The sequence below is a fragment of the Anaerocolumna sp. MB42-C2 genome (assembly GCF_030913705.1).
In the GTDB taxonomy this organism is placed as follows: Bacteria; Bacillota; Clostridia; order Lachnospirales; family Lachnospiraceae; genus Anaerocolumna.
Genome location: NZ_CP133190.1, coordinates 3,910,230 through 3,931,907, shown reverse-complemented (window position 1 = coordinate 3,931,907; position 21,678 = coordinate 3,910,230). Strand labels below are relative to the sequence as shown.

The 21,678-nt window shown below is 37.8% G+C and carries 20 protein-coding genes; 3 read left to right on the top strand and 17 right to left on the bottom strand.

Annotated features, from left to right (window positions below):
- Positions 1–126: 126 nt before the first annotated feature.
- Positions 127–312, bottom strand: coding sequence for a hypothetical protein (locus tag RBU59_RS17490; RefSeq protein ID WP_308143789.1), 186 nt, complete (start codon positions 310–312; stop codon positions 127–129).
- A 148-nt stretch (positions 313–460) separates the two neighbouring features.
- Between RBU59_RS17490 and RBU59_RS17485 the strand changes: the two genes are divergently transcribed.
- Together RBU59_RS17485 and RBU59_RS17480 are read left to right on the top strand one after the other, a co-directional pair.
- Positions 461–646 (top strand): hypothetical protein, encoded by a 186-nt coding sequence (locus RBU59_RS17485; protein WP_308143788.1) that lies wholly within the window; start codon positions 461–463, stop codon positions 644–646.
- 554 nt (positions 647–1,200) lie between these two features.
- Positions 1,201–1,719: a transposase family protein gene (locus RBU59_RS17480; RefSeq protein ID WP_308143787.1), complete on the top strand. Its 519-nt coding sequence runs from the start codon at positions 1,201–1,203 to the stop codon at positions 1,717–1,719.
- A 66-nt stretch (positions 1,720–1,785) separates the two neighbouring features.
- Here RBU59_RS17480 and RBU59_RS17475 read toward each other — a convergent pair whose 3' ends face one another.
- The 10 genes from RBU59_RS17475 to RBU59_RS17430 all read right to left on the bottom strand — a co-directional run bounded on the left by RBU59_RS17475 (position 1,786) and on the right by RBU59_RS17430 (position 14,185).
- Positions 1,786–2,286 carry a hypothetical protein gene (locus RBU59_RS17475; RefSeq protein WP_308143786.1) on the bottom strand — a complete coding sequence of 167 codons (501 nt, stop codon included), beginning with the start codon at positions 2,284–2,286 and terminating at the stop codon, positions 1,786–1,788.
- 50 nt (positions 2,287–2,336) lie between these two features.
- The gene (locus RBU59_RS17470) at positions 2,337–3,128 is read right to left on the bottom strand and encodes a sugar phosphate isomerase/epimerase family protein (protein WP_308143785.1); all 792 of its coding nucleotides are present in this window, start codon (positions 3,126–3,128) and stop codon (positions 2,337–2,339) included.
- 286 nt (positions 3,129–3,414) lie between these two features.
- The gene (locus RBU59_RS17465) at positions 3,415–4,413 is read right to left on the bottom strand and encodes a hydroxyacid dehydrogenase (protein WP_308143784.1); all 999 of its coding nucleotides are present in this window, start codon (positions 4,411–4,413) and stop codon (positions 3,415–3,417) included.
- Between the two features lie 73 nt (positions 4,414–4,486).
- Positions 4,487–6,079 (bottom strand): hypothetical protein, encoded by a 1,593-nt coding sequence (locus tag RBU59_RS17460; protein ID WP_308143783.1) that lies wholly within the window; start codon positions 6,077–6,079, stop codon positions 4,487–4,489.
- A gap of 38 nt (positions 6,080–6,117) precedes the next feature.
- The gene (locus tag RBU59_RS17455) at positions 6,118–8,034 is read right to left on the bottom strand and encodes a right-handed parallel beta-helix repeat-containing protein (protein ID WP_308143782.1); all 1,917 of its coding nucleotides are present in this window, start codon (positions 8,032–8,034) and stop codon (positions 6,118–6,120) included.
- A 54-nt stretch (positions 8,035–8,088) separates the two neighbouring features.
- A complete protein-coding gene (locus RBU59_RS17450; protein WP_308143781.1) occupies positions 8,089–8,229 on the bottom strand; it encodes a hypothetical protein in 141 nt (46 codons plus the stop codon).
- A 64-nt stretch (positions 8,230–8,293) separates the two neighbouring features.
- Positions 8,294–9,877 (bottom strand): extracellular solute-binding protein, encoded by a 1,584-nt coding sequence (locus RBU59_RS17445; RefSeq protein WP_308143780.1) that lies wholly within the window; start codon positions 9,875–9,877, stop codon positions 8,294–8,296.
- A gap of 38 nt (positions 9,878–9,915) precedes the next feature.
- Entirely contained in the window at positions 9,916–10,785 is an 870-nt protein-coding gene (locus RBU59_RS17440) for a carbohydrate ABC transporter permease (RefSeq protein WP_308143779.1), read from the bottom strand.
- 12 nt (positions 10,786–10,797) lie between these two features.
- Positions 10,798–11,778, bottom strand: a complete 981-nt coding sequence (locus tag RBU59_RS17435; protein WP_308143778.1) for an ABC transporter permease — start codon at positions 11,776–11,778, stop codon at positions 10,798–10,800.
- A 214-nt stretch (positions 11,779–11,992) separates the two neighbouring features.
- Positions 11,993–14,185: a helix-turn-helix domain-containing protein gene (locus RBU59_RS17430; protein WP_308143777.1), complete on the bottom strand. Its 2,193-nt coding sequence runs from the start codon at positions 14,183–14,185 to the stop codon at positions 11,993–11,995.
- Between the two features lie 577 nt (positions 14,186–14,762).
- On the opposite strand from RBU59_RS17430, the gene RBU59_RS17425 reads away from it, so the two are divergent.
- A complete protein-coding gene (locus RBU59_RS17425) occupies positions 14,763–16,130 on the top strand; it encodes an ISNCY family transposase (RefSeq protein ID WP_308143379.1) in 1,368 nt (455 codons plus the stop codon).
- A gap of 751 nt (positions 16,131–16,881) precedes the next feature.
- Here the strand turns inward: RBU59_RS17425 and RBU59_RS17420 are convergent.
- The 6 genes from RBU59_RS17420 to RBU59_RS17395 form a co-directional block, all read right to left on the bottom strand.
- Positions 16,882–17,493 carry a histidine phosphatase family protein gene (locus RBU59_RS17420; protein WP_308143776.1) on the bottom strand — a complete coding sequence of 204 codons (612 nt, stop codon included), beginning with the start codon at positions 17,491–17,493 and terminating at the stop codon, positions 16,882–16,884.
- Positions 17,494–17,565: 72 nt separating this feature from the next.
- A complete protein-coding gene (locus tag RBU59_RS17415; protein ID WP_308143775.1) occupies positions 17,566–18,576 on the bottom strand; it encodes a phosphotransferase enzyme family protein in 1,011 nt (336 codons plus the stop codon).
- 63 nt (positions 18,577–18,639) lie between these two features.
- Positions 18,640–19,275, bottom strand: coding sequence for a hypothetical protein (locus tag RBU59_RS17410; protein WP_308143774.1), 636 nt, complete (start codon positions 19,273–19,275; stop codon positions 18,640–18,642).
- A 151-nt stretch (positions 19,276–19,426) separates the two neighbouring features.
- Entirely contained in the window at positions 19,427–20,557 is a 1,131-nt protein-coding gene (locus RBU59_RS17405; protein WP_308143773.1) for a hypothetical protein, read from the bottom strand.
- A 218-nt stretch (positions 20,558–20,775) separates the two neighbouring features.
- Positions 20,776–20,955 carry a hypothetical protein gene (locus tag RBU59_RS17400; RefSeq protein ID WP_308143772.1) on the bottom strand — a complete coding sequence of 60 codons (180 nt, stop codon included), beginning with the start codon at positions 20,953–20,955 and terminating at the stop codon, positions 20,776–20,778.
- 247 nt (positions 20,956–21,202) lie between these two features.
- A complete protein-coding gene (locus RBU59_RS17395; protein ID WP_308143771.1) occupies positions 21,203–21,643 on the bottom strand; it encodes a GNAT family N-acetyltransferase in 441 nt (146 codons plus the stop codon).
- Positions 21,644–21,678: the final 35 nt, after the last annotated feature.

Genomic DNA, 21,678 nt, shown 5'->3' with positions numbered 1-21,678 from the left:
GTTGATTCCGTAATCAGTTGCAATGATTAAGTTGATTTCACATGCAGATTCTTTCTCCAAGGTGCTGTTTTTCCTTAGGTCAGATTACAATTGAAAGTTCCTTCTTTCAATGCCGTCAGCGCCATGTCATCCTGTATGTCTTCCAGCACTATTTTTACCTTCGGCTTTAAGAATATTTAAACCTTTGATGATAAGAGTTCTAATCATTTCATTCTGCGTAGTCTTATAAAAGTAACTTTTCTTAGCTATGTCCAAATCAACTTCAATATCTGGTGTAACAGAAATTGTAAATTTTTTAACATCAGTTGCCATAGGTATTTCCTCCTTTTATGTAGTGGTTCACTGAATCTCATATGCACATTATAGTGGTTCAGTGGTTCACTGTCAAGGACGAATTTTATAATTTCTCATCTTTACTTCCTTGGTTCACTGGTGTATAATCGCAAGTGAGGTGATGAATATGGCTACAAATAAGCCACGATATACCGTCTCAGTTGATAATGAATTGTTCGAGAAAATAGAAAACTTCCGCTTTGAACGTCGCTTTCAAACCCGTTCCGAAGCAACAGTAGAGCTTATACGCTTAGGGCTTGAAGCAATACGTAAAGAACAAGAAGAAGCCAAAAAGAACAAATCTAATCCCTAAACTACGGAGACTGATAAATATGTAATACTCTTATAAATTATTATTAAAACGACAAAGTTAAATTAGCTCAGATATTATTATTCCCTAACTAAGTTCTATCCAAAATTAGTTTAGATAAAATATAACAGGGTTTTTCGCAAAGAAGTTTTAAAGTTAAAAAGATCCGAGACATACCAGTTATATTAATTATACCTGTGATGTTATGCTGGTAATGTCTATCAAGAGAAATATATTCGTTATACGGAGCATGTATGGGATATTTTAATGCTTCTGATGGACAGTAGAGCAGATATTACATATGAAAATAGCCCAACCAATAAAACGTCGGTTGGGCTATTTTCATATACTTAAAAAGCTGCTTGTATTTATTTATTTGTGTGGGATTATTTTTGTTTCCACCATATATCATTTTGGTAAGGATAAAACCGATATTATAATAGAATTGCTGTGAAGAAAGGTAAGCGCTCAATAGGTTCTTTCCAAACTTAGTTGAAATTGTTGTAATAAAGTGGTGTATTCTAGGTACTATAAATCTAATCGGATGGTACTTATATATGATAAATGAACTTATTAAATCATTATCTATGAATCTGGAATGTATCGATTGTAAATCAAAAGAAAATCAGTATGTGTTCACAGTTGCATCAATTGAAAAGGATGTAGTATGTCCGTATTGTAATAATCCATCGTCCAAAGTTCATTCTTTGTATCAACGTGAAATTCAGGACTTACCGATACAAGATAGGCAAGTAATTCTTTTAATCAATACCAGAAAAATGTTTTGTACTAATACGGAATGTAGTCATAAAACCTTTGCAGAAAAATTTGATTTTGTAGATTCTCATGGCAAAAAGACAAAACGGTTAGTATCAAAAATACTTACTGCCGCCTCTCCTGCAAAAATAACCTTTCCGCCGCCTTTACTGAAGGCCTCAAGTCTTTCTACAGTAGATGATCGAAGCGTTTCACATGCAGGTACAAGTATGGTTGAAAGGAACGGTAGGATCTCATGGCATCACCAAGTGCCCTTGTCTGAGAAAAAAGAGTTGGTTCTTCCATCATATGTCCTGTAAGCATGATATTGTGCGCTTTACACCAGTTCCCCACAGTATCGGCAAAAGCAGAGGCAAACCTTTCACTCAAGTGGTCATGGTACCTGTATCTTGCAACCGATATTTCTGATTCGGGAAGTTCCCAGAAAAGTTCGGGAAGATGCTCCAGTAAGCTCTCACCGTAAGTTTTACTGAAGGTTTCTTCAAAATCGTCAGTGAACGGGAGGTTAGGCAGCCATCTTTAAGAGTCACTTCATATTTTCCCAGAAGCGTCCGGAGACCACCTCCCTGTGCTTTTCCGGATGATGAGAAGTCCTTATCATTTATCTTATCTTCCAAATATCCTTCAGGACTAAACACCAGAAATCTCGCTCTGTTTTCAATATTTTTAGTCACATATCCGCCTGCAGAACCGGAAGGCCAACGATCTTCATCGTATAACCAGCATAGCATTTTATTTTCTTCTGCTTCGGTCTGTGCTGTTTTTACCAGTTCCATGCCCAAAATGGAGTTCCCCCTATATTCTGAAGTTGGATTATTGAAAAGTCCAGGTGACAGTTTTTGTTCTTTATTTTTAGGATATAACATAAAAAATCTCCTGTTCATGGAGGAAAAGTTTTCCCCAAACAGTTAAATACCTACATAGTAATATTGCGAATATAGTTTATATATTGCGGAAAAGCAATTTCCGGCTCCTCAAGCTCCTTTATCCACATCTTTTCCCATTCAAGAGACAAATACCCGTCAAATCCTCCATTCTTCAGAAGGCTTATCGTCTCTCTGATAGGGAGACTGCCCATTCCCATGAGGCAAACATTATCTTCCTCAGCATCTTTCAGATGTATATGCTTAATAAGCTTTCCCAGAATGGCATATGTTAATTCCGGTGTCTCCCCACCCGAACATGTATGATGTATATCCCAAAGGATTGCCACACCTTCATTTCGAATTTTAGACACAATTTTGTGTACTTGTCTTGCGGTTCCAAAAGCGTCGTGTGTTTCAATTAGGACTTTTACACTATTTCTAATTGCCTTTTCTCCACAGAGATTTAAATATTTTGCTGCAATTTCAGCAGCCTCCTCTTCAGTCAATTTTTCAGGATATTGACCAATGAATGTCCTCACATAAGGCACTCCCAGGTCATGTGCAAGTTCGATATAATTAAAAAGTAAATCCATATTCTCATTCAGATCTTTTTCATATTCACTGCAAAATTGTGAATACCCTCCCAGAGAACAAATCTCAATACCGCAACCTTCAAATAATTTTCTGACAGCCTTTCTTTCTCCTGCTGACATTGACAGATCTACATGCTGTGTGCCCCCTATCCTAAGTTCAACACCGTCAAAGCCATATTCTACAGCCTTACTTGCAATTTTTTCAAGATCCCAGTTGGGACATCCCAAGGTACTGAAAGATAACTTCATGTCACTCCCTCCTTTCAACCCGCATCAATCTGTTCTTTCAGGAACTTGTGGAATCGGTTTATTCCACGGCATAGTTAATTAAACCCCTGATACCCTTGTCATAGCCATGTTCCTTAAGCCCGTGGCTCACCATATCTATCTCTCCAGATTACAAAACCTGTTTACCTTTCCTGTCAAGATCCACCAGCAGATCAATCCTTCAGGTAAGGTAACACCTGATCTGTAGGTGCTTTCCTGGAAACTACTGCCGTGCTGTTTTAAAGCTATTTCCTCCATTTTAATTATATTATTGTGTCATAAATGCTGCATATTCTTTACTGATTTCATATTTCAATTGTATACCATTAAAAAAGTTTGCTATATCATCAAGAAGCTCAGATGTGACTATACCTTTTCTATCTGCCGTAGGCCCGGCCATATGAGGCATAAGTATAACATTGTCCAGATTCCGAAGTTTACTCTCAGGCGGCAGCGGCTCGTCCTCATAAACGTCAAGTATTGCTTTAAATCTCTTTTTATGCAGCTCCTCTTCAAGAGCTTTTTCATCTATTATAGCGCCCCGTGCGGTATTCACAAGCAATGCACCTTCAGATATAAGCTGCAACAGATCTTTACCTATCATGTGATGCGTCTCAGGTGTCAACGAATTGTGCAGCGATATGATTTTACATGTAGAAAAAATCTCTTCCAGTGTCTCTGCCTTTTCAAACTTATTCTTCCGGCATACCTCTTCCGTGACATGACTTGCATAAATCTTGATTTTAACCTTGAAAGGTTTAAGCATTTTTACAAGATACCCTGCAACCATTCCATAGCCAACAATACCTACTGTTTTATCCAGTAAGCTCTCGTTATAAGCATCATCATTCCTCCACCGTCCTGCCTGCACCTCATTGGCATAAAAAGGGATTTGACGCAATGCCGATAATATGTATGCTACTACTCCTTCTGATACAGATTCCGCATAAATAGTATTTCCACTTATAACTTTAATTCCCCTATTATATAGGAAATCACTTACATATGGCACAACTGTCCCCCCCGTATGAGCAACAATTTTTAGTTTTTGAGCCGTTTCCAATATACTCATATCCAAGCATTCACAGCCCCAGCCTGTTATGCACACATCCGCTGACTTAATTGCATCTTTCAATTCTTTCTTGCTGAACTGTTTTTGTGATGTATTCCAAGTTACATTTCCAAGACTTTCTACCTTTCTGATAACTTCATCCGGGAAAAAAGAATTTCTTACATCTCCCACTGGCATTGCCACAAGTATTTCCATTATTAATGCCTCCATGTTCCAATCTTGCTACTTTCGTATAATAATTTGACCATTCTTCCTTTCGTGCAAGTTTTCAGTCCTCCCAATTTATTGTAATCTTATTTTCCTGTGATCTTATAACAATACTGCCTTCATCAATTTTCCCATTTAAACTTGTATTGCTAAAATTCACACTGTAATTGAAGCCATTGAACAAGTACTCAAGTTTATTATTTGTGACATTAGTAATAGGCAAACCCTTATCAGCTTTCCAAGCCATTTTCAGTCCCCACCTTCCAGCAATTTCCCCATTACAGTAAACATCAATTGACTCTTCTCTGCAAAGCACTTCGAATTCTCCTCCCTGAACCATTTCCCAGGATATTCTCAACAGTCCGCCGCCCATATCTGTGACCTCAGGTTCAAGTACTTCCAGTGAAGTTATTGTGCCATTCTCTCCAAAAATTACGGGATAAATCCCTGCTCTTGTCCTGCCGTGGCTCCAACGATTACCATCCATAACAGGCAGATTGTCATAGTGAAAACTGCTTATATCGCATTTGTTTTTCAGATAACGCTCTTCATATTTTTCATTGAAGACATGCATGTCTCGAACCCATAGTTGTCCGAACTCTTGGTATAAATTCAATCTGTAATTTCTGCTGCTATACCAGATTGATCTATGTCCTTCTTTTTTCCAGTCTGATACGGCCGCAATTGAGGAGGCTGGAGTTACCTTAAAATTCTGACGGAACCATTGCGCCGAATCAGAAAGAGTTTCTACCCTGATTTTACCTTGAGCCAAATATTCCGAAACAAGTTTCAATTGCATACTCAAGCCCTTCCCCATCGAAGGCCATCCGAAGCTGTTTTCCTGTCCTACCTGTGTATACCCGAAAGAAAGACACTTTCCGTTAAAAATCTCACTCAGGAACCATTTGACCCATTCTTCAGAACCTCCACCAACTGGATATACAGGTTCTAATGTTATAACAGGTTGGGCCGGGGAAGAACTGAATACATCACCTGTAATCAACCCTGCATCGTACTGGTATATCGGGTCACTACCAAGCATCCTGAATACCGGTATATTTATTTGATTTTCCTCTGTCTGGGCAGGGCAGAATACATTTTTTTTACTTGGATAATATGCCTGATTATAATAACCTCCCCAAAGGGTGTATCCATCTGTTCCCCATTGATCCCTGCAGTTACAGGAGGCTGTAATCCCATATTTCCTTTCAAGATAATCAAGCGTATAGGCATCTATCAGCCATGACCCTACAGATTTGGGGTAATACCCAAAAGTATTCATAAAACCCTCCATAAAAGTATCTGAAAGTATTTCACGTTCTTTTGGGGTGTAACCTATCAAAAAGCCTACATCTGCATGCCAGTCCCAGGCAAAACCCGGCCTTCCGCGCCATTTAAGACCCGCTTTTTCCACCATTGGCTGCACCACTTCAAACCAAGCACCTATTTCATGTTTTCTATTTGAAGGCTTTTTCAGCAAATCAACAAATTCTGGCTTAAGCATAGCGTCATATTGTATCAGGAATGTACCCTGAAGCTTATACTTCTCCAAAAGCTCCAACTGATTTTTAACAGGTTCGATTAAATCCAACCCTGGCTCTCTGGGATCCACTGCCCTGATAAAATTTATAATGTTAATTATTTGTGGTTTCATATTGTCTCCATACTCTTGCTACTTTTAATAATCTATTATCAAATTATTGAATCTTGGGTAAGAATGCCATATGTGTTCAGCATACGTTCTTTTAAATAAATACTATGTGCTTCGTCATTACAAGGGCCTACGTTTATTGCCTCAACACTTTTATTTACAGGCGTGGGAGTCGGCTGTATATCATCATCAGGCGGTAAAGTTGGTTCTTCAGGAACACCTTGGAACTGAACTGCTCCAATGCTGGGCTTTACTGGATTCCATGCATTTCCATAGTAATCGGTAAAGCCTTCACCCATACCAGTTAATGCCTGCCCGGAAGTATTTGCCGGTGAATTGGCTTTCAGGTTATAATCGCCGGCGGCCTCATTTACAAAAAGCGGGTCTGCCTGAATATTATTGTTGTAATTGGTGGATTGTGCATCCATATATTTGGCATTTCCCATTAATTTGTTATTAGTGAAAGCAATGTTGGAGGTACTTCCGTTCCAGACGCAATTGTTTTCCACTATTTGCTCTACACTCGGCAGGTTGACCTCAATTGCAGCATTGAACTTGATTGTTCCAACCTCCCATGCTTTAAAAATATTGTTTTTGAAGGTATTCTGCCCAACTGCAGCATCATTGACGCGGATACAGCTTTGTTCCGTATCAACAATGGTATTATTGGCAATAATGTTGTCATGACAAACTAGGTTTTCACCCCATGGGATCAGGTCTATGGCATATCCTGCTTGATTATGATCAAGTACCGTAATTGCATTATCTACAATAATATTGCTGTAAACCTTGTTATTGTCTCCCAGCAGATGCGATGGAACCTTCATGCCATGAATATAATTCCGACGTACTATATTATTACTTGTCTGCCCTTCAATTCCCTGAATGTCAAAGCCTCTGCCATAATTCGAATACTTCAGATAGATTTCATTCTTCTCAATTATAAAGTTCTTTGTTCCATGATATCCCTCATCAACCGAACGGAGATAAACAGAACTGTGTCCAAAATCAATCATTGTATTACCACTGATCAGCCCTGAATCACCTGCATTCCAGATATCAACCGCTTCGCCCTTGGGTTCGAGCGTGAGACTGTTCATAGCTGTGCTCCAACCTTTATTCATGTAGCAGTTGGTTACAACCGGGGATTGATTGAAGGCATCCTTGTTAGCTGTATCAAACCAAAAGACAACCGCATTATCACCCAACTCCGTAAAACTACAATGGTCAAATGTAACTCGTGTGGAAGGAGGGTTCACATAAGCCGCTGTCCATGTTCCGCCTTTGAAAGCAATGTTACTGAAATACAGATAATGCACATTGGATGCTCTTACTGCATTTGCTCCACATTTGAAAATAACCTTCACCTTAGCAGGTGCACTTTCCGAATACAAATAGAGAATACCGTTATCAAGGGTAAATTCGGTTGTCTGGTCAAGATCTGCAAGCGCAACAGATGCTACCGGCGATTCGTTGACAAAGCAGCGGTGTATGGGACCATAGCTGCTGACATTGCAACTCCACTTGTTGTTGCCCAGGCTTGTCCAGCCCGTGTCAAGCTGCTTCATGTTGGCAATCAACGGGGCATCCCCTGTTCCGTAAGCGTCCACTATAATTGGTGCAGCCTCCGTACCAATCTTGTCGTTTATTTCCACAACCGTTCCAGACTCATCATACCAGCAATCTCCCCTTTTCAGCAGGATAGTCGTTCCTGCCTGCATCAGCTTGACAGCCTCCTCCAGCGATTTTTTAGGTTTGTCAGGCGTTGTTCCATCATTGCTGTCACTGCCTGTCACAGAAAAGTAATAGATCGTTTGGGAGCCGCTATCAGCGGCTATTACCGTACTTGTAGAAGAAAGGGCCATTAACATACCGAAAAGCAACACAAAAGTAAGTAACATAGAAATACATCTTTTATTATGTAAAGCCATCATAAGTCCTCCTTGACAATTATTCAAATAAGATTAACAAGCTGCCCAAGTAGAAAATCAGTCATTCGTAACATTTCATTGTCAGCTGTTCCTGCGATATGGGGTGTACCGGCTATAAACCAAATCTTCTATATCAATAAGCCCTTTCAGCCTTTCCCAACGCCCATTTGCGAAACTCCTTGTGAAATTGTACGCTTCTTCTCCCTGAAGAAATCCTTTCATCTGCGATTACTCCATTGTATCAACAGCCAGGCAGCTCAAATGAGCCACCTGACTGTCCGTCAGCCTATTTCATGCGATCGTAAGCAGATTGCATTGCAGCAATTACCTCATCCATTCCCATACCCTTCAAGGTTGATATATATTTGTCAAACTCAGCATCAATCTTGTCGGGACTAAAAATCCACGATTGCATGGTTTCCTGCCAATAAGTGTCGATAGCTGAATTTTTGTTCGTAATAGTGTTCAATTCTTCTGTGTTATATGAGAGAGTAGGAAGCCTTGACAGGCAGTACTTGTTTTCGTCATACATTTTTACACCTGCTGCCGCCTGAGGTGTCATTGTAGACATTTCAGCTGAAAGCATCAGCGTCTGCCCGATTTCATAGGAGCCACCGATAGACCACATTGTCATATTCAACGGATTGCCCGATTTCAATATTTTATCGGTATAGGTCGGTACACCATTAACCAAAGTATAATCCTCACCCAATATTCCATAGTTATTAAGCATACGTCCCTGCTCTGAAAACCAGAAATCAAAGTATTTCATAACCTCATCCGGATACTTTGTGCCTGCCGATATAGCCCATCCATTGTTGCCGATCGTTTCCCTCGCACCAATTTCTTTGATTACACCGTTTATATTTGCAGGCGGTGCAATGGTTACCAGGCTAAACCCGGGAATCTTATCCGCCAAAGAAACATTATATGAGGAAGTACTTGTAACCCAGTCATGTGTGGAACCACCAACATTATCTCCAAACAGTATATCTCTGGCTTTTCCGCCTCGGGTAAAGATTTCCTTATCGATCAGGCCTTCCTTGTACCATTGTGCTATATTTTTTATCGCATTCTTATATTCGGCAGAATACTGTCCAAACTGAATCTTGCCATTGTCATCTGCATAAAATCCGGCTCTGCAGCCATATAACCATAACAGGTCCGTTATACCCTGCTGCTGCGAACGGCTAAAGTAAGGCACTTCATCCTGTTTTCCATTACCATTGGGGTCTTTCTCAAGAAATGCCTTAAGAACATCATGATATTCCTGCACAGTTGTCGGAGTCTTCAAATTTAGCTTGTCAAGCCAATCCTGCCTTATTGTCCAGGTTGATGCAACAGCTCCTTCAAAAATTACAGGAATCCTATAAATTTTTCCATCCGGAGCAGCGACTTGCTTTTTAATTTCTGGATTCTCACTAAAATATTTGTCAATATTCGGGGCATCTTTTTTAATTAAGTCATCCAATGCCAGGAATGCTCCTTCCTGCCCATATTGGTTTATTTCTGCTGCTGTATACACTACAATATCAGGAATATCCTTCTTTGCGATCATAAGATTGAATTCCTGCGCCGGATCAGTAGCAGTCTTTGCTACAGTTCCTTCGAGAGATATATTAGTTATTTCAGCTGCCTTTTTCCAAATAGGCCAGTTGGCATCATATGCATTGTTCATTTGGTGCATGAAAATTTTTAATTTCAGTGGATCTTTTGAAATTTTTCCATCCTCCAAATCAGCTGTGCTTGCCGAAGAGACTGCAACTGCAGAGTCTACCTCCTGCTGCTTATCGGAGGCTGCTCCATTTCCACTACATGCCGTCAATAAGGATAATAAACATACCATCACAAAACATATACTTCTTTTCATAAATATCCTTCTTTCCAATATATATTTGTTTAATTCCCTCACCCTTTTACCGAACCAATAGTAATTCCCTTAACAAAATACTTCTGAATAAATGGATACACAACAAGTGAAGGAATAATCGAAATCGCAATAGTTGCATAAATCACGGTTTCTCGTGAATAGTCCATATTAGATGGCACATCCAGTGTATCCAACACCTGCATATCCACTATAATCTTGCGCAGTAATACCTGCAAAGGAATAAGCTTTTCACTTTTAAGCAGGATCATTGCCCAAAAATAACTGTTCCAGCGATCCAACGCACAATATAGTACGATAGTTGCAAGCATAGGTGTAGACATTGGCAGCATTATCTTCAGGAATATTCCAAAATCCCCCATTCCATCCATTTTTGCAGCTTCCTCCAATTCAACAGGCAAACTGTCAAAGTAGCTTCGCATCAGAATTACATAAAATGCATTTACTGCGAAACCAAAAATCAGGCTTGCTCTTGTATTTATCAGATTCAAGCTGTCAAAATTCAAGTATGCCGGAATAATGCCGGCACTAAACCACATCGTAAATGAAATGAATAATCCCATGGCATGCCTTCCAATGACACGTTTTCTGGATAAGGTATAAGAACCCATGGTGGTTACAATAATACTTACTATAGTACCGGCTACCGTATAAAAAACACTGTTTCCCAATGAACTCAGGAAGTATTCAATTTTGAAAACACGCCGCACTGCACTTAAGGTTGGTTTTACCGGATAGAGCAATACGTCGCCGGATACAACTGCCGCACCATCACTGAATGCACAGATAAAAACATAATAGAGGGGATAAATGGTAATAATGCATAGAAGTATTAGAAACGCAATATTAAATGCATTAAATACCTTTTCCCCTTTAGTTCTTTTCAGCATCTTGTATTCCTCCTACCATAGACCAATATCCGCAACCTTGTTGCTGAACTTATTTGTTATAATAACCAGGATAAATCCCACTGTCGAGTTAAATAGCCCAACTGCTGTAGCAAAGTCATATTTACCGCCTTCAATTCCCGATCGGTATACGTATGTACTGATAACATCGGCCGTACTATATGTTCCGGGATTATACAAAAGGATTATGGTTTCATATCCGACATTCAGTATATTCCCGAGCCTTAGAATCAGCATAATTACAATCGTTGGCAGCAAGCCAGGCAATGTAATATGCAGTAACTGCCTCCATCTGCTTGCTCCGTCTGCTGCAGCCGCTTCGTACAATTCAGCGCTAATACCAGTCAAGGCCGATATGTATAATATTGCATTAAATCCCGCATTCTGCCATACGTCCATCAATGTATATATAGGGACAAAGTACTCAGGTTGTGCCAAAAAATGGACCTTATCCATACCAAGCCTCTCAAGTATGACATTGAACAATCCACTGGTTGGTGCCAAAAAATTTGTTACCAGGCCGGCAATTACAACTGCTGAGATAAAGTGTGGTGCATAGGTTATCGTCTGCACCGTTTTTACAAAGCTTTTTGAGCGGATTTCATTAAACAACAGCGCAAGAATAATGGGTATGGGAAACCCAATAACAATACCTGCCATGCTTATAACAAGTGTATTGGCAAGTGTCCGCGTAAAATATGGGCCGCTAAAAAAGTCTGTAAAGTTCCTGAATCCTACCCATGGACTGTTCCATATACCTTTAAACGGGCTGTAATCTTTAAAAGCAATCACGAACCCTATCATCGGCTTATAACAGAAAATCAAAAAGAATAGTAGCATGGGAAAAATCATAAGGTATAATTGTCTGTCGCGAATCAGACAGCTGATCACCTTCGATTTTTTACCTGAAGACAATCCGTTTCTTGATTTGCAAACTGCAGGTTTGTCCGACATCCCATTTTCGACCATGTTCATAATAAATCTCCATTCCCCCTTTAATAATGTTTCCAGATTTGATTTACATCCTACGTAGGTAATGCATAAATAATCAACCTGTGCCCCTATTATAGCGATCAGCTGGTTTATCGGCAATATTCATAATTTACGATTGCTGCTAAAAACAACGATTTGGGTATTTCCACTTTTTATACCCTCTATATATTGCAGGTAATAAGTTTTTGTTCCCTTTTTACTTACCCATATCTACATATTGCCCCGGTGTCATGCCTGCATATCTTTTAAAAATACGCAGAAGAGTGCCAACATTGCTTATTCCGACAGCCTCACTCAAATCCGAAAGCTTGATTGAAGGTTTTGTTTTCAAAATATCAACTGCTCTGTCAAAACGGTACTTCGAAAGAAAATCCTTAAAGTTCTCGCCAACTATAGCTTTAAACAGAGTACTTGTATAATTGGGTGTAAGATTCAAATACTCTGATATATCCAGCAGGGATATATCCCTTTTGAAATTGTCATCTATAAATTGAATGAATCTATCCCGCATTGCGTTTATTTTTATATCACTTGAATGCTCCATCTCATAAAAAATTCCCTGCAGTACATCCAGAGCTTTACTTCTCAATTCTTCCGTACTGCCGCATATCTTCAGCTCAAGAAGAATAAATTCGTTACTCCTGGTGATTTCTGACAAGCCGGCCTTATGTGCACAACGATTAAGAGTGTTTATCAACGCAAGAATGATAAGCATCCAGTTTTCACTGGATATTGTTTGACTGATATACTCATCAAAGATATAATTCATGATACTGACAGCTTCTTCCTGCCTGTTTTTCTCAACTGCAGTCACAATCTTATATTCTACATCGATAGGATACAACACAAAATTTGTTTTTATATCTTCAAGATCTTTCTCAATATAAACATTACGGGTTTCCATAAAGTACCGTTTTTCAAGTAGTACCTCTGCACAGCTGTAGCCATTCTTGATAGCCTGCATATTTTCACACTGATTACTGATTCCCGCAGTCAGCCTGATGGAAAATGCCGTGTCAATCAATACAACAACACTGTTCATGCAATTCAAAATCGGCTGGATATCATCACCCTGGATGATTAAGCCAAGACGGGTGGAGCTAAGCAGTATACCAGTCTGTTTGGCAATTCTTTCAACTTCTGTTTTTATAATCTTTTCTATTTGTAATACTTTTTCAAGCTCCGCATGCTGTAGAGGGATTTCAATTATTGCTACAAAAACACCTTCATCAAGCCACTCCAGGTCAACAGTGCCAATAGTTGTATAAATATCCTCTGCATTGCGGGTACCCATAAAAATATCATAAATCAATTTATTTACAATATCCTCACGGTTGTTGACGAGACTTCGGGACAGCTCTGAATAATTTTCCCGAAGTGATACTACCTGTTTTGCCATATATTCAATTTCATTTTTCACTCGGATATCCTTCGCATTGTTAATATCCAAGGTCATAAAAGTTTGAATCAATGATTCGATTGGCCTGTATAGCCATTTAGAAAAAAACGCAATAATAATGAAGGATATAAAGAAGGCTACCAAAAACATAACAATAATGTATGCAAGCGCAAACAGATCATCTTTTCTGGCAGAAGTAACAAATCTACCGATATATGAAAAGTCCGCCAGCTCGGATGTAGCATTTAAAGCAACTCCCGATTGTTCCTTTCTGATTTTGATACCCTGATTGGCACTTAATAATAATTCCTTTTCCTCTATCTTAAATGTAGGTTTTGTCCGTAGATCCAAAAAGCTGTCGCCATTTTTCTGTATATTAAATTGCAAGCCAGCTTCCCCCGAATTGCCGATAACTGACGATAAATCAGCTATTACCATGAGTATCAGTTTTTCCTTGTTACCATAACTGTTTTTTGTTATATAAATAAATTTACTGTCTGTGACAAGTATCATATTGAACTTCCTTGTACTTTTTGAAAGAGTGATAATAGCTGCCTCATAAACTGCAGGAGATATATTCAAATCATTCAGAAGTGTGTCCAGTGACTCGGATGTTTGCCTGAAAATCACCGTGTCGTCATTAAGTTTGTGAATTGCTATATCTGCATTCATCCAGGACAGGCCGCTTGAAATCGTATTGCTTTCATATACAAGCCTAGTTAAGCTTGGATAATAAGATGCGGATGAGCTTAAAGCATAGTCGCGAGCTGCACTGTTTTTAAGAATTGCATTGCTTATCCCTATAGCAAACTTCAAATACACTTCATTTTTATCAACAACTTGGGAAAATGTCGTTGTGTTTGCCTCTAGCAGCTTTTTTTGGGCATTGCTCTGATTGGTAAAATAATATGAAAAGAATACCCAAAAAAGGATACTAAAAATAATAATTGAGTAGGTCGTAATCAATTTGGTGAAGAAAACATTTTTCATATTTAACATCCTATCCTTCCGATTCTTGCTCCATAGCAAATACATTATAGCATTACCCGTATAATCTTTCAAACCATTGGCCTTACTTAATTACTACGATGTAACTGGTTGGAGAAAACAGAAAATATGTTTACCATAAAAAATAATAAATGAATATAATCGGAAAAATTGATCATATACTTTTTTAAGCTGAATACTACTATCATATAAAATTTATTCTTTAAGATCTGAATATTTCCATTGATCCGGCATTAATGAAATCCTAATATTCACCTAGGGTATTTTCCAGCGCATCTGGCCTAATTCTCAATATTATATGACATTTTATGTATTATCGGGTGTAATCGATCAGAACACTAAGCGGAGTTTATTTATAGCAAAAATAACTTTTATAATTATACTGATTTTTTGTGTGAAGACAACAGGGCTTATTCGCAAAGAAGTTTTAGTATGATTCATTTATGATAATGTCTTAGTGTACCACAAATGATTATGTCCCAATTAGTCGTTCATATATTATAATAGAACCTCATGACTTAGAAATGAGGTGGACACAATCAGAAAGGTATTACTAACAATGGACGAAAACCAAAAGTACGAGGTCATTAAAAAACTCGTAGACACAAATGGTAATAAGAAAACAGCTGCTCTTAAAATAGGTTGTTCAGATCGACACATCAATCGCTTAATAAAGGGCTATCAAGAACAAGGTAAGTCTTTCTTTATTCATGGTAACCGAGGGCGACAGCCGGCCATTACTCTTCCTACAGATACAAAACAGTTAATCTTGGACTTATATCGTACCAAGTACAGTGACTGCAATCTGACCCATTACTCTGAACTTCTCAAAGAAAAAGAACATATCAGTGTATCTGTCAGTGCCATTACTTCTATTCTTAGAAAGGAATACATCCTTTCTCCTAAAGCAAACCGTTCTTCCAAGAAAGCGGTAAAAAAAGCACTAAAGGCTATTCAATCAAAGACTAAGTCTAAAAAGAAAGCAGCTATTATTCAAAGTTCCATCATGGATCTGGAGGATTCGCATCCTAGGCATCCTAGATGCGCGTATTTCGGTGAAATGCTTCAAATGGATGCGTCCCTACACCTTTGGTTTGGGCAATTCAAAACACAACTCCACATCGCCGTTGATGATGCCACAGGGCAGATTGTTGGCGCCTACTTTGATGAACAAGAAACATTAAATGGCTATTATCATGTTCTCTATCAGGTTCTTAGTAATTATGGCATTCCATATCAATTTTTTACTGACAACCGAACTGTATTTGAGTATAAAAAGAAGCATGAAACCTCTTTAGAGAAAGATACCTTTACTCAGTTTGGTTATGCCTGCAAACAATTAGGAATCGACATTCGTACTTCCAGCGTTGCACAAGCAAAAGGGCGGGTTGAAAGAATGTTTGGCACTCTTCAATCCCGCCTTCCTGTTGAACTCCGACTTGCGAATGTAACCAGCATTCAGCAAGCCAATCAATTTCTCCACACCTATATAAAGAAATTTAATAAGCAGTTCGCTTTACCTATTGATAGTATCAAATCTGTGTTCGAAATGCAACCAGATAGTGATAAAATCAATCTGACGTTGGCGGTATTATCTTCTAGAAAGATAGATAACGGAAGTTGCCTGAAATATCAAAATGAATACTATCTTCCTGTAAACAGTCAAGGAATCGCTGTACACCATCGTAAGGGCACCACAGCAATGGTAATTAGATCATTCAATGGTGAACTTTTTAGTTGTATTGGTGAGCAGGTTTATGCACTTGAGTTACTTCCGGAACACAAGCTTTCTTCAAAAGCATTTGATTTAGCGACCATTCCGGAATTACCAAAAAAGAAATACATACCTCCTATGAACCATCCTTGGAAGCAGGCATCATTTGAAAAGTACGCTAAAAGTCAATTACATAGAAAAGATGTAGCTTAACTGATATTTCGAAGTCTGTAGGTTTATTAAGGTTATCCAAATACCGACTGAGCTATGGATTTTCTCCTAAAGTACTATTTAAAACTAAGCACCAGAAATCTGGTGCTTATGTTTAAACTTTTTGAGGACATTTTCAAAAACGGTTGACACAGGGCTTATTCGCAAAGAAGTTTTAGAGTTGAAAAGGTCCGAGACATACCAGTTATATTAATTATACCTTTGATGTTATGCTGGCAATGTCAATCAAGAAAAATATATGTGTTATACGGAGCATGCATGGGATGTTGCAATGCTTCTGATGGACAGTAGAGCAGATATTACATATAAAAATAGCCCAACCAATAAAACGTCGGTTAGGCTATTTTCATTCCCTTAAAAAGCTGCTTGTATTTATTTGTGTGGGATTATTTTTGTACCCACCATATATCATTTTGGTTGTTTGTCTGTGCAATTAATATTCATAATGGGACGTTGCATTAACTTCACCGTTTACCCATTTAGTGGAAGTCAGCAGTGCCACAGAGATATAAAAATTGTACTGCCCAAAAGGTCAAATCACATTCAAGGGCGTATTTGTGCTTGTAATAGGGGGTCGGATATTCAATGTTCTTCGGGGAGTAGCGTTTATAGATAGAATATCAATAGGCACCTATAATATAGGTGATTTTTTTTGCGCATTACTTCGTATAATTCTCTATTCATATTACGAACCATTCTTTATGTATTAATTCCCTTAATAAATCAGAATATGTTATGCCGATATATATGACATATCACTCATTCGTTTAATAAAATGTTTTCCCTCATTATTTTCAAACATGAAAGTAACACCGCCTGCCAAGCCAAACATTTCTGCTTGATTAAGTGACACTACATCTAAACCAAGCCACATTGTATTAAAAACACTTAGCAAATCCCCATGTGAAACTATAATTATATTCTCCTCTTTACTATTAAGTATCTTTTGATAAAATGGAAACAGTCTGTTCCATTCATCTCTGCGACTTTCAGCGTCAGAAAACATTTTATCATCAACTGTTTTTTCTTGGCATTCAATATTTTCTCTCAACCATTGAACTGATTTTCCAACACACTTACCCAGATTTCGCTCTCTTAATTCAGACACAAAAATAGGAGATAAATTCATGTGTTGCCCAATAATCTCTGCGGTCTGCTTTGCACGTTTCAAATCAGAAGAGTACATAATGTAATTATTATCTGTTAATTCTTTTGATAATTTCTTTCCAATACACTCTGCTTGTTCCTTACCGATTTCAGACAAATCCCAATCTGTCCATGAACCAACCATGCCGTTTGTATGATGAATTGATTGTGTGTGCTGAATTGTAATAATTGTTTTCATAATATCCTCCACTCTATCTATAATTCTCTATTCAGATTTCGAAATAAAATTATGTTTAATTTTAATGCCCACTCAAAATATAGGGTTGAGGTCTAACCATTTTTTAAGATTTACAATATCATCATCAACATTTCTAATGACAAGAGAATCTCCCCAGGTATTTGAAAGAAAAGAAATGTATAGAGTACCAATATTAAAAATCCTTCGGAAAGGAATAAATAGTTCAATTGACTTGATTTCATTTTCTGTCATAGCTCTAACCTTGTTATATCCATTTAAAAATTGATTTTTTCGTTGCTCTCTCTTTTTTAATTTTGTTATATCACTTCCCATGCCAAAAGGGAATGCATACATTGATATATCATATGCCCTCCATCCATTACCACAGAAATCAAAATCAAACAGTATAGGATTGTTGTTAGCGTCAACCCGTATATTTCCGCTATAAATGTCGCCATGGCAAATACCATATTGAGGTTTTTCGATACTCAAACTTGCTAATTTTATTTTTACATTTTTTTCAATTTCCTCTAAAAAGTTTATGTCGAAATCATGGATATTTGAGAATTGTTTTATAGCACACATAGAATCATCAATAAATGTATGAGAATCTAAATTTGGTCGGTTAATAATAAAATCACATTTATCCCATGCATTATGAATTGAAGCAATATAACTTCCTAATCTTTCATTTGATTCAGCAGTTTCCTCTATTTGGTCAAACTCTTGTGTTCCAACTGATGTATATAAAACGCCATATCTTATTCCATTTGCGGTCCTAAACTGTCCAATGATTGTATGGTCTTGTTTAGAAACAGGGTATGTTGCTTTAATATCTAATGACTTTAGATGATTAAGCAAATCAATTTCAGATTGAATTTCTTCTATGCTTCTTACTCCTTGACGATATACCTTAAAAAAATATGTCTCCTTTTCTGTGATAACTTTATATATATCATGTAACCCCCTGTAAAATAGTCGGCATCGCAGTGTTATCTGAGGAAAATATTCTTGCCTAATATAATCGCAAAGTGCGTTTGAAGATAATACAGATACCTCCAATGGAAATAAATTATTTAACATTTAAGTAACCTCCCACCTAAATAAAAATACCTTGAATAGAATCAGCTAATAAGGGCAATATGTCTAATCTGCTAATATTGTACTCAAATTCCAGAACTGCCCAGATCCTTCTGTACGAAAACGCTCTGCAAAAGACTTTACAAAATCACTCTTCTCCTTATATATTTTTCTGCTAATTTCAAAATTAAGCTCACTAAGGTATTTTTCATCATCCTTTGGACGTTCATTCACCAACCAATCGATGACATTATTGAATGCCAGACCATGTGCGCTGGAATAAATAAAGTGCATCCAAATATCATAGGACCCAAAATGATCCAAAAGGTCTGCATCCTGTTGAAGCTTAATATAATCCGAATAGGTATCTCGACCATGATAACGGTCATCATGCACCGATATTATAACACAAATTTCATCTAATTCTTCCTTGGTACAATATTCACGCAAAACCTCACGTGCTTTTACTGCACCAACTTCCCCATGATGGTCCTCACCATTACTTATGTCATGAAACCATGCCGCAACGGTAAGTATATCATCGTGGCTGTCGTCCTCTGGAAGTATTAGCTTTCTGAGACTAATAACAAGTGATGCCACTCTCTCACCATGATAGTATTTATTGCCCTTTTCTTTCCAAGGATGGCTATTCTTATTACCCAAAAGCTCGTATGTTAACTGCTTAATAGCAACCATATCCATTGGTCTTATCCCCCTTATAATTCTATTAAAAATTGTTAATCGCAGTTTCCATCAACTGCAAATTTCTCCTGCTTAATCGCTCCATTTTATAATAAATCTATGCAATTAATATTCATAATGGGACGTTGCATTAACTTCACCGTTTGCCCATTTAGTGGAAGTCAGCAGTGCCACAGAGATATAAAAATTGCACTGCCCAAAAGGTCAAATCACATTCAAGGGCGAATTTGCGCTTGTAATCCGGTTCCAGACGCACATCAGCATAGGGGGTCGGATATTCAATGTTCTTCGGGGAGTAGCGTTTGTTATGTGGCAAATCAAATCTCATTTTGAGTATACCATCGTCGCCTATTGCGTCCTCAATACCCGCAATAGAATCCTTTATTACACTAACACTTTCACCTACTCCAAGCATTGCGATTTCTGTCAGCAGGCGCCGGTAAGTTATGGTATCAATTACGTCTGAACGAAATGGCCGGATAGGGCTATTTGACATATTCAGTGGAAAGGGAACGTAATATTTCGAGCCAATCTTGACGTGCATAGGATTTGTACCATGTAGAATTACGTTATAATGATTAAGTGCATTAGCCATCAACATTATATTTTCTGGTGTTCGCCAAACGTTTGTATAAGCCAAAACCTCTAAATGGTATTGACATGGGAAACTCGCACTTTCCTCGAGATAGGGGTAGTTGCATTTTGCTTTGCTTTGGCGTATCTTCGTTATTTCATTGAGCGATGAGAGAGATAATATGCTCTCAAAGGCTTCTAGCGCGACATTTTGAAAGGGTCTTACATACTCGTCATCACCGTAACCAAGCATCGCCTGCATAGTATAGATTAAAATCATCAAACAAAATCCACTGCTGATTCCGCGGAACCGATTTTCATAACGCTCTACTTCAGGCGGGATATAGGAAAATTCTTTTCGAAAAGTTTCCTCGTCACGCATAGCTGCAACAAAATTCACAACAATCGGGTGAGTTTTGGGTATAGCAAAGTAGGACAATAGCCGTGCAGCTGTTTCACCATCCTGTAGGGGTGTTTCATGGAGTATCACGCCCCGCCAATTATCCCAACTGTGCGCCCCGCTACCAATATATCCGTTTGGCTTGATATATCTTTGCATTAGTTTGAAATGTGGTGTTTGATAGATTTCTTCCAACAGGTTTTCTTCCTCTGTTTTCTTTAGATTGCAGAGAATTTCTTTCCGTAGCCTATATTGAATCACCGGTCCCGCGTTTTCGAGAAGAAAATCAATCGATTTTGATAATTTCATAATAATCACCGCTAATATAAATAATATGTATTCCTTTTTTCTTATACTGACTGTTTAATAAATATAATGGGCAGTTACAACACCTCAAAAAATTGGAATTTCCAGTCTATTTAATTTAGGCTATGTCACAACAAATAGTTGATAAATGAGATTTTTTGTAGGAGAGCCTTAAAACTCTCCTACAAACTGGAAGTTGTTATTCTACTTGTTATGACCAATTATTTTCTTAGCTTAGGTGCAATGAGATATAGAAGACTCATAATTACAAAATATGCGACAGTAGATACAACAATTTCAGCAACATCTACAGTTTTATCAAATAGATATGAAATCAAAGCATAACAAGCTCCAAAAGTAACTGCTGAAACACCATTTCTAATTAAATTTTTTTTATTCATTTTTCCTCCCTTAATTCTATCGAACTACTTAACTCAGTAAATTCCGATATGTATCTTACCATGTATCCAATTGAAAGTTGCAAATGAACAAAAAAGTTTTGTAACTGATAATACTATATCTATTATTCATGCTTACTCGGAATTGGATAAAATCTACCACCGTATTGAAGTCCACGTCAGCCGCATCACAATGACCGATTTCTCTTTTGCTGCGCAGCCATATCCCTTTGTAATCAGTTCCTGTAAGTTATCGTTCTCTTTTTAGATAAACCATATCAACCAGTTGTATTCCGTCTTCAAACATTGGATGGTCGTAGTTATCTGTAAAAAAATTCTTTATTCTGTGTGATTCTGTAAAACCGCAGATATTATAAAAAGAAAGGGTCGAGTGACAGTCGCCAGTTCCAACAAACATAACATTGCAGTCGGAATAATGGGCAAACAGAAATTCTATCAGGCTTTTCCCATAACCTCTTCGTTGATAATCAGGCAAAACAGCAATGTTTTTAAGCTCATAAATACCTTCGGCTTCTTTGGTTACAACACACTCAGCTTTTATACCATCATCATCCAGAACAAACATTTCACCATTCTCAAGGTATTTATCTATCATGTTTTCTTGTTCGTCAGCCAATAACAGTAAAGAAATATATTCTTTTTTGTCACCCATAACTTTTTTAATATTCACTATTTATCTCCTCTCCAAATTCAAATTTGTCACTG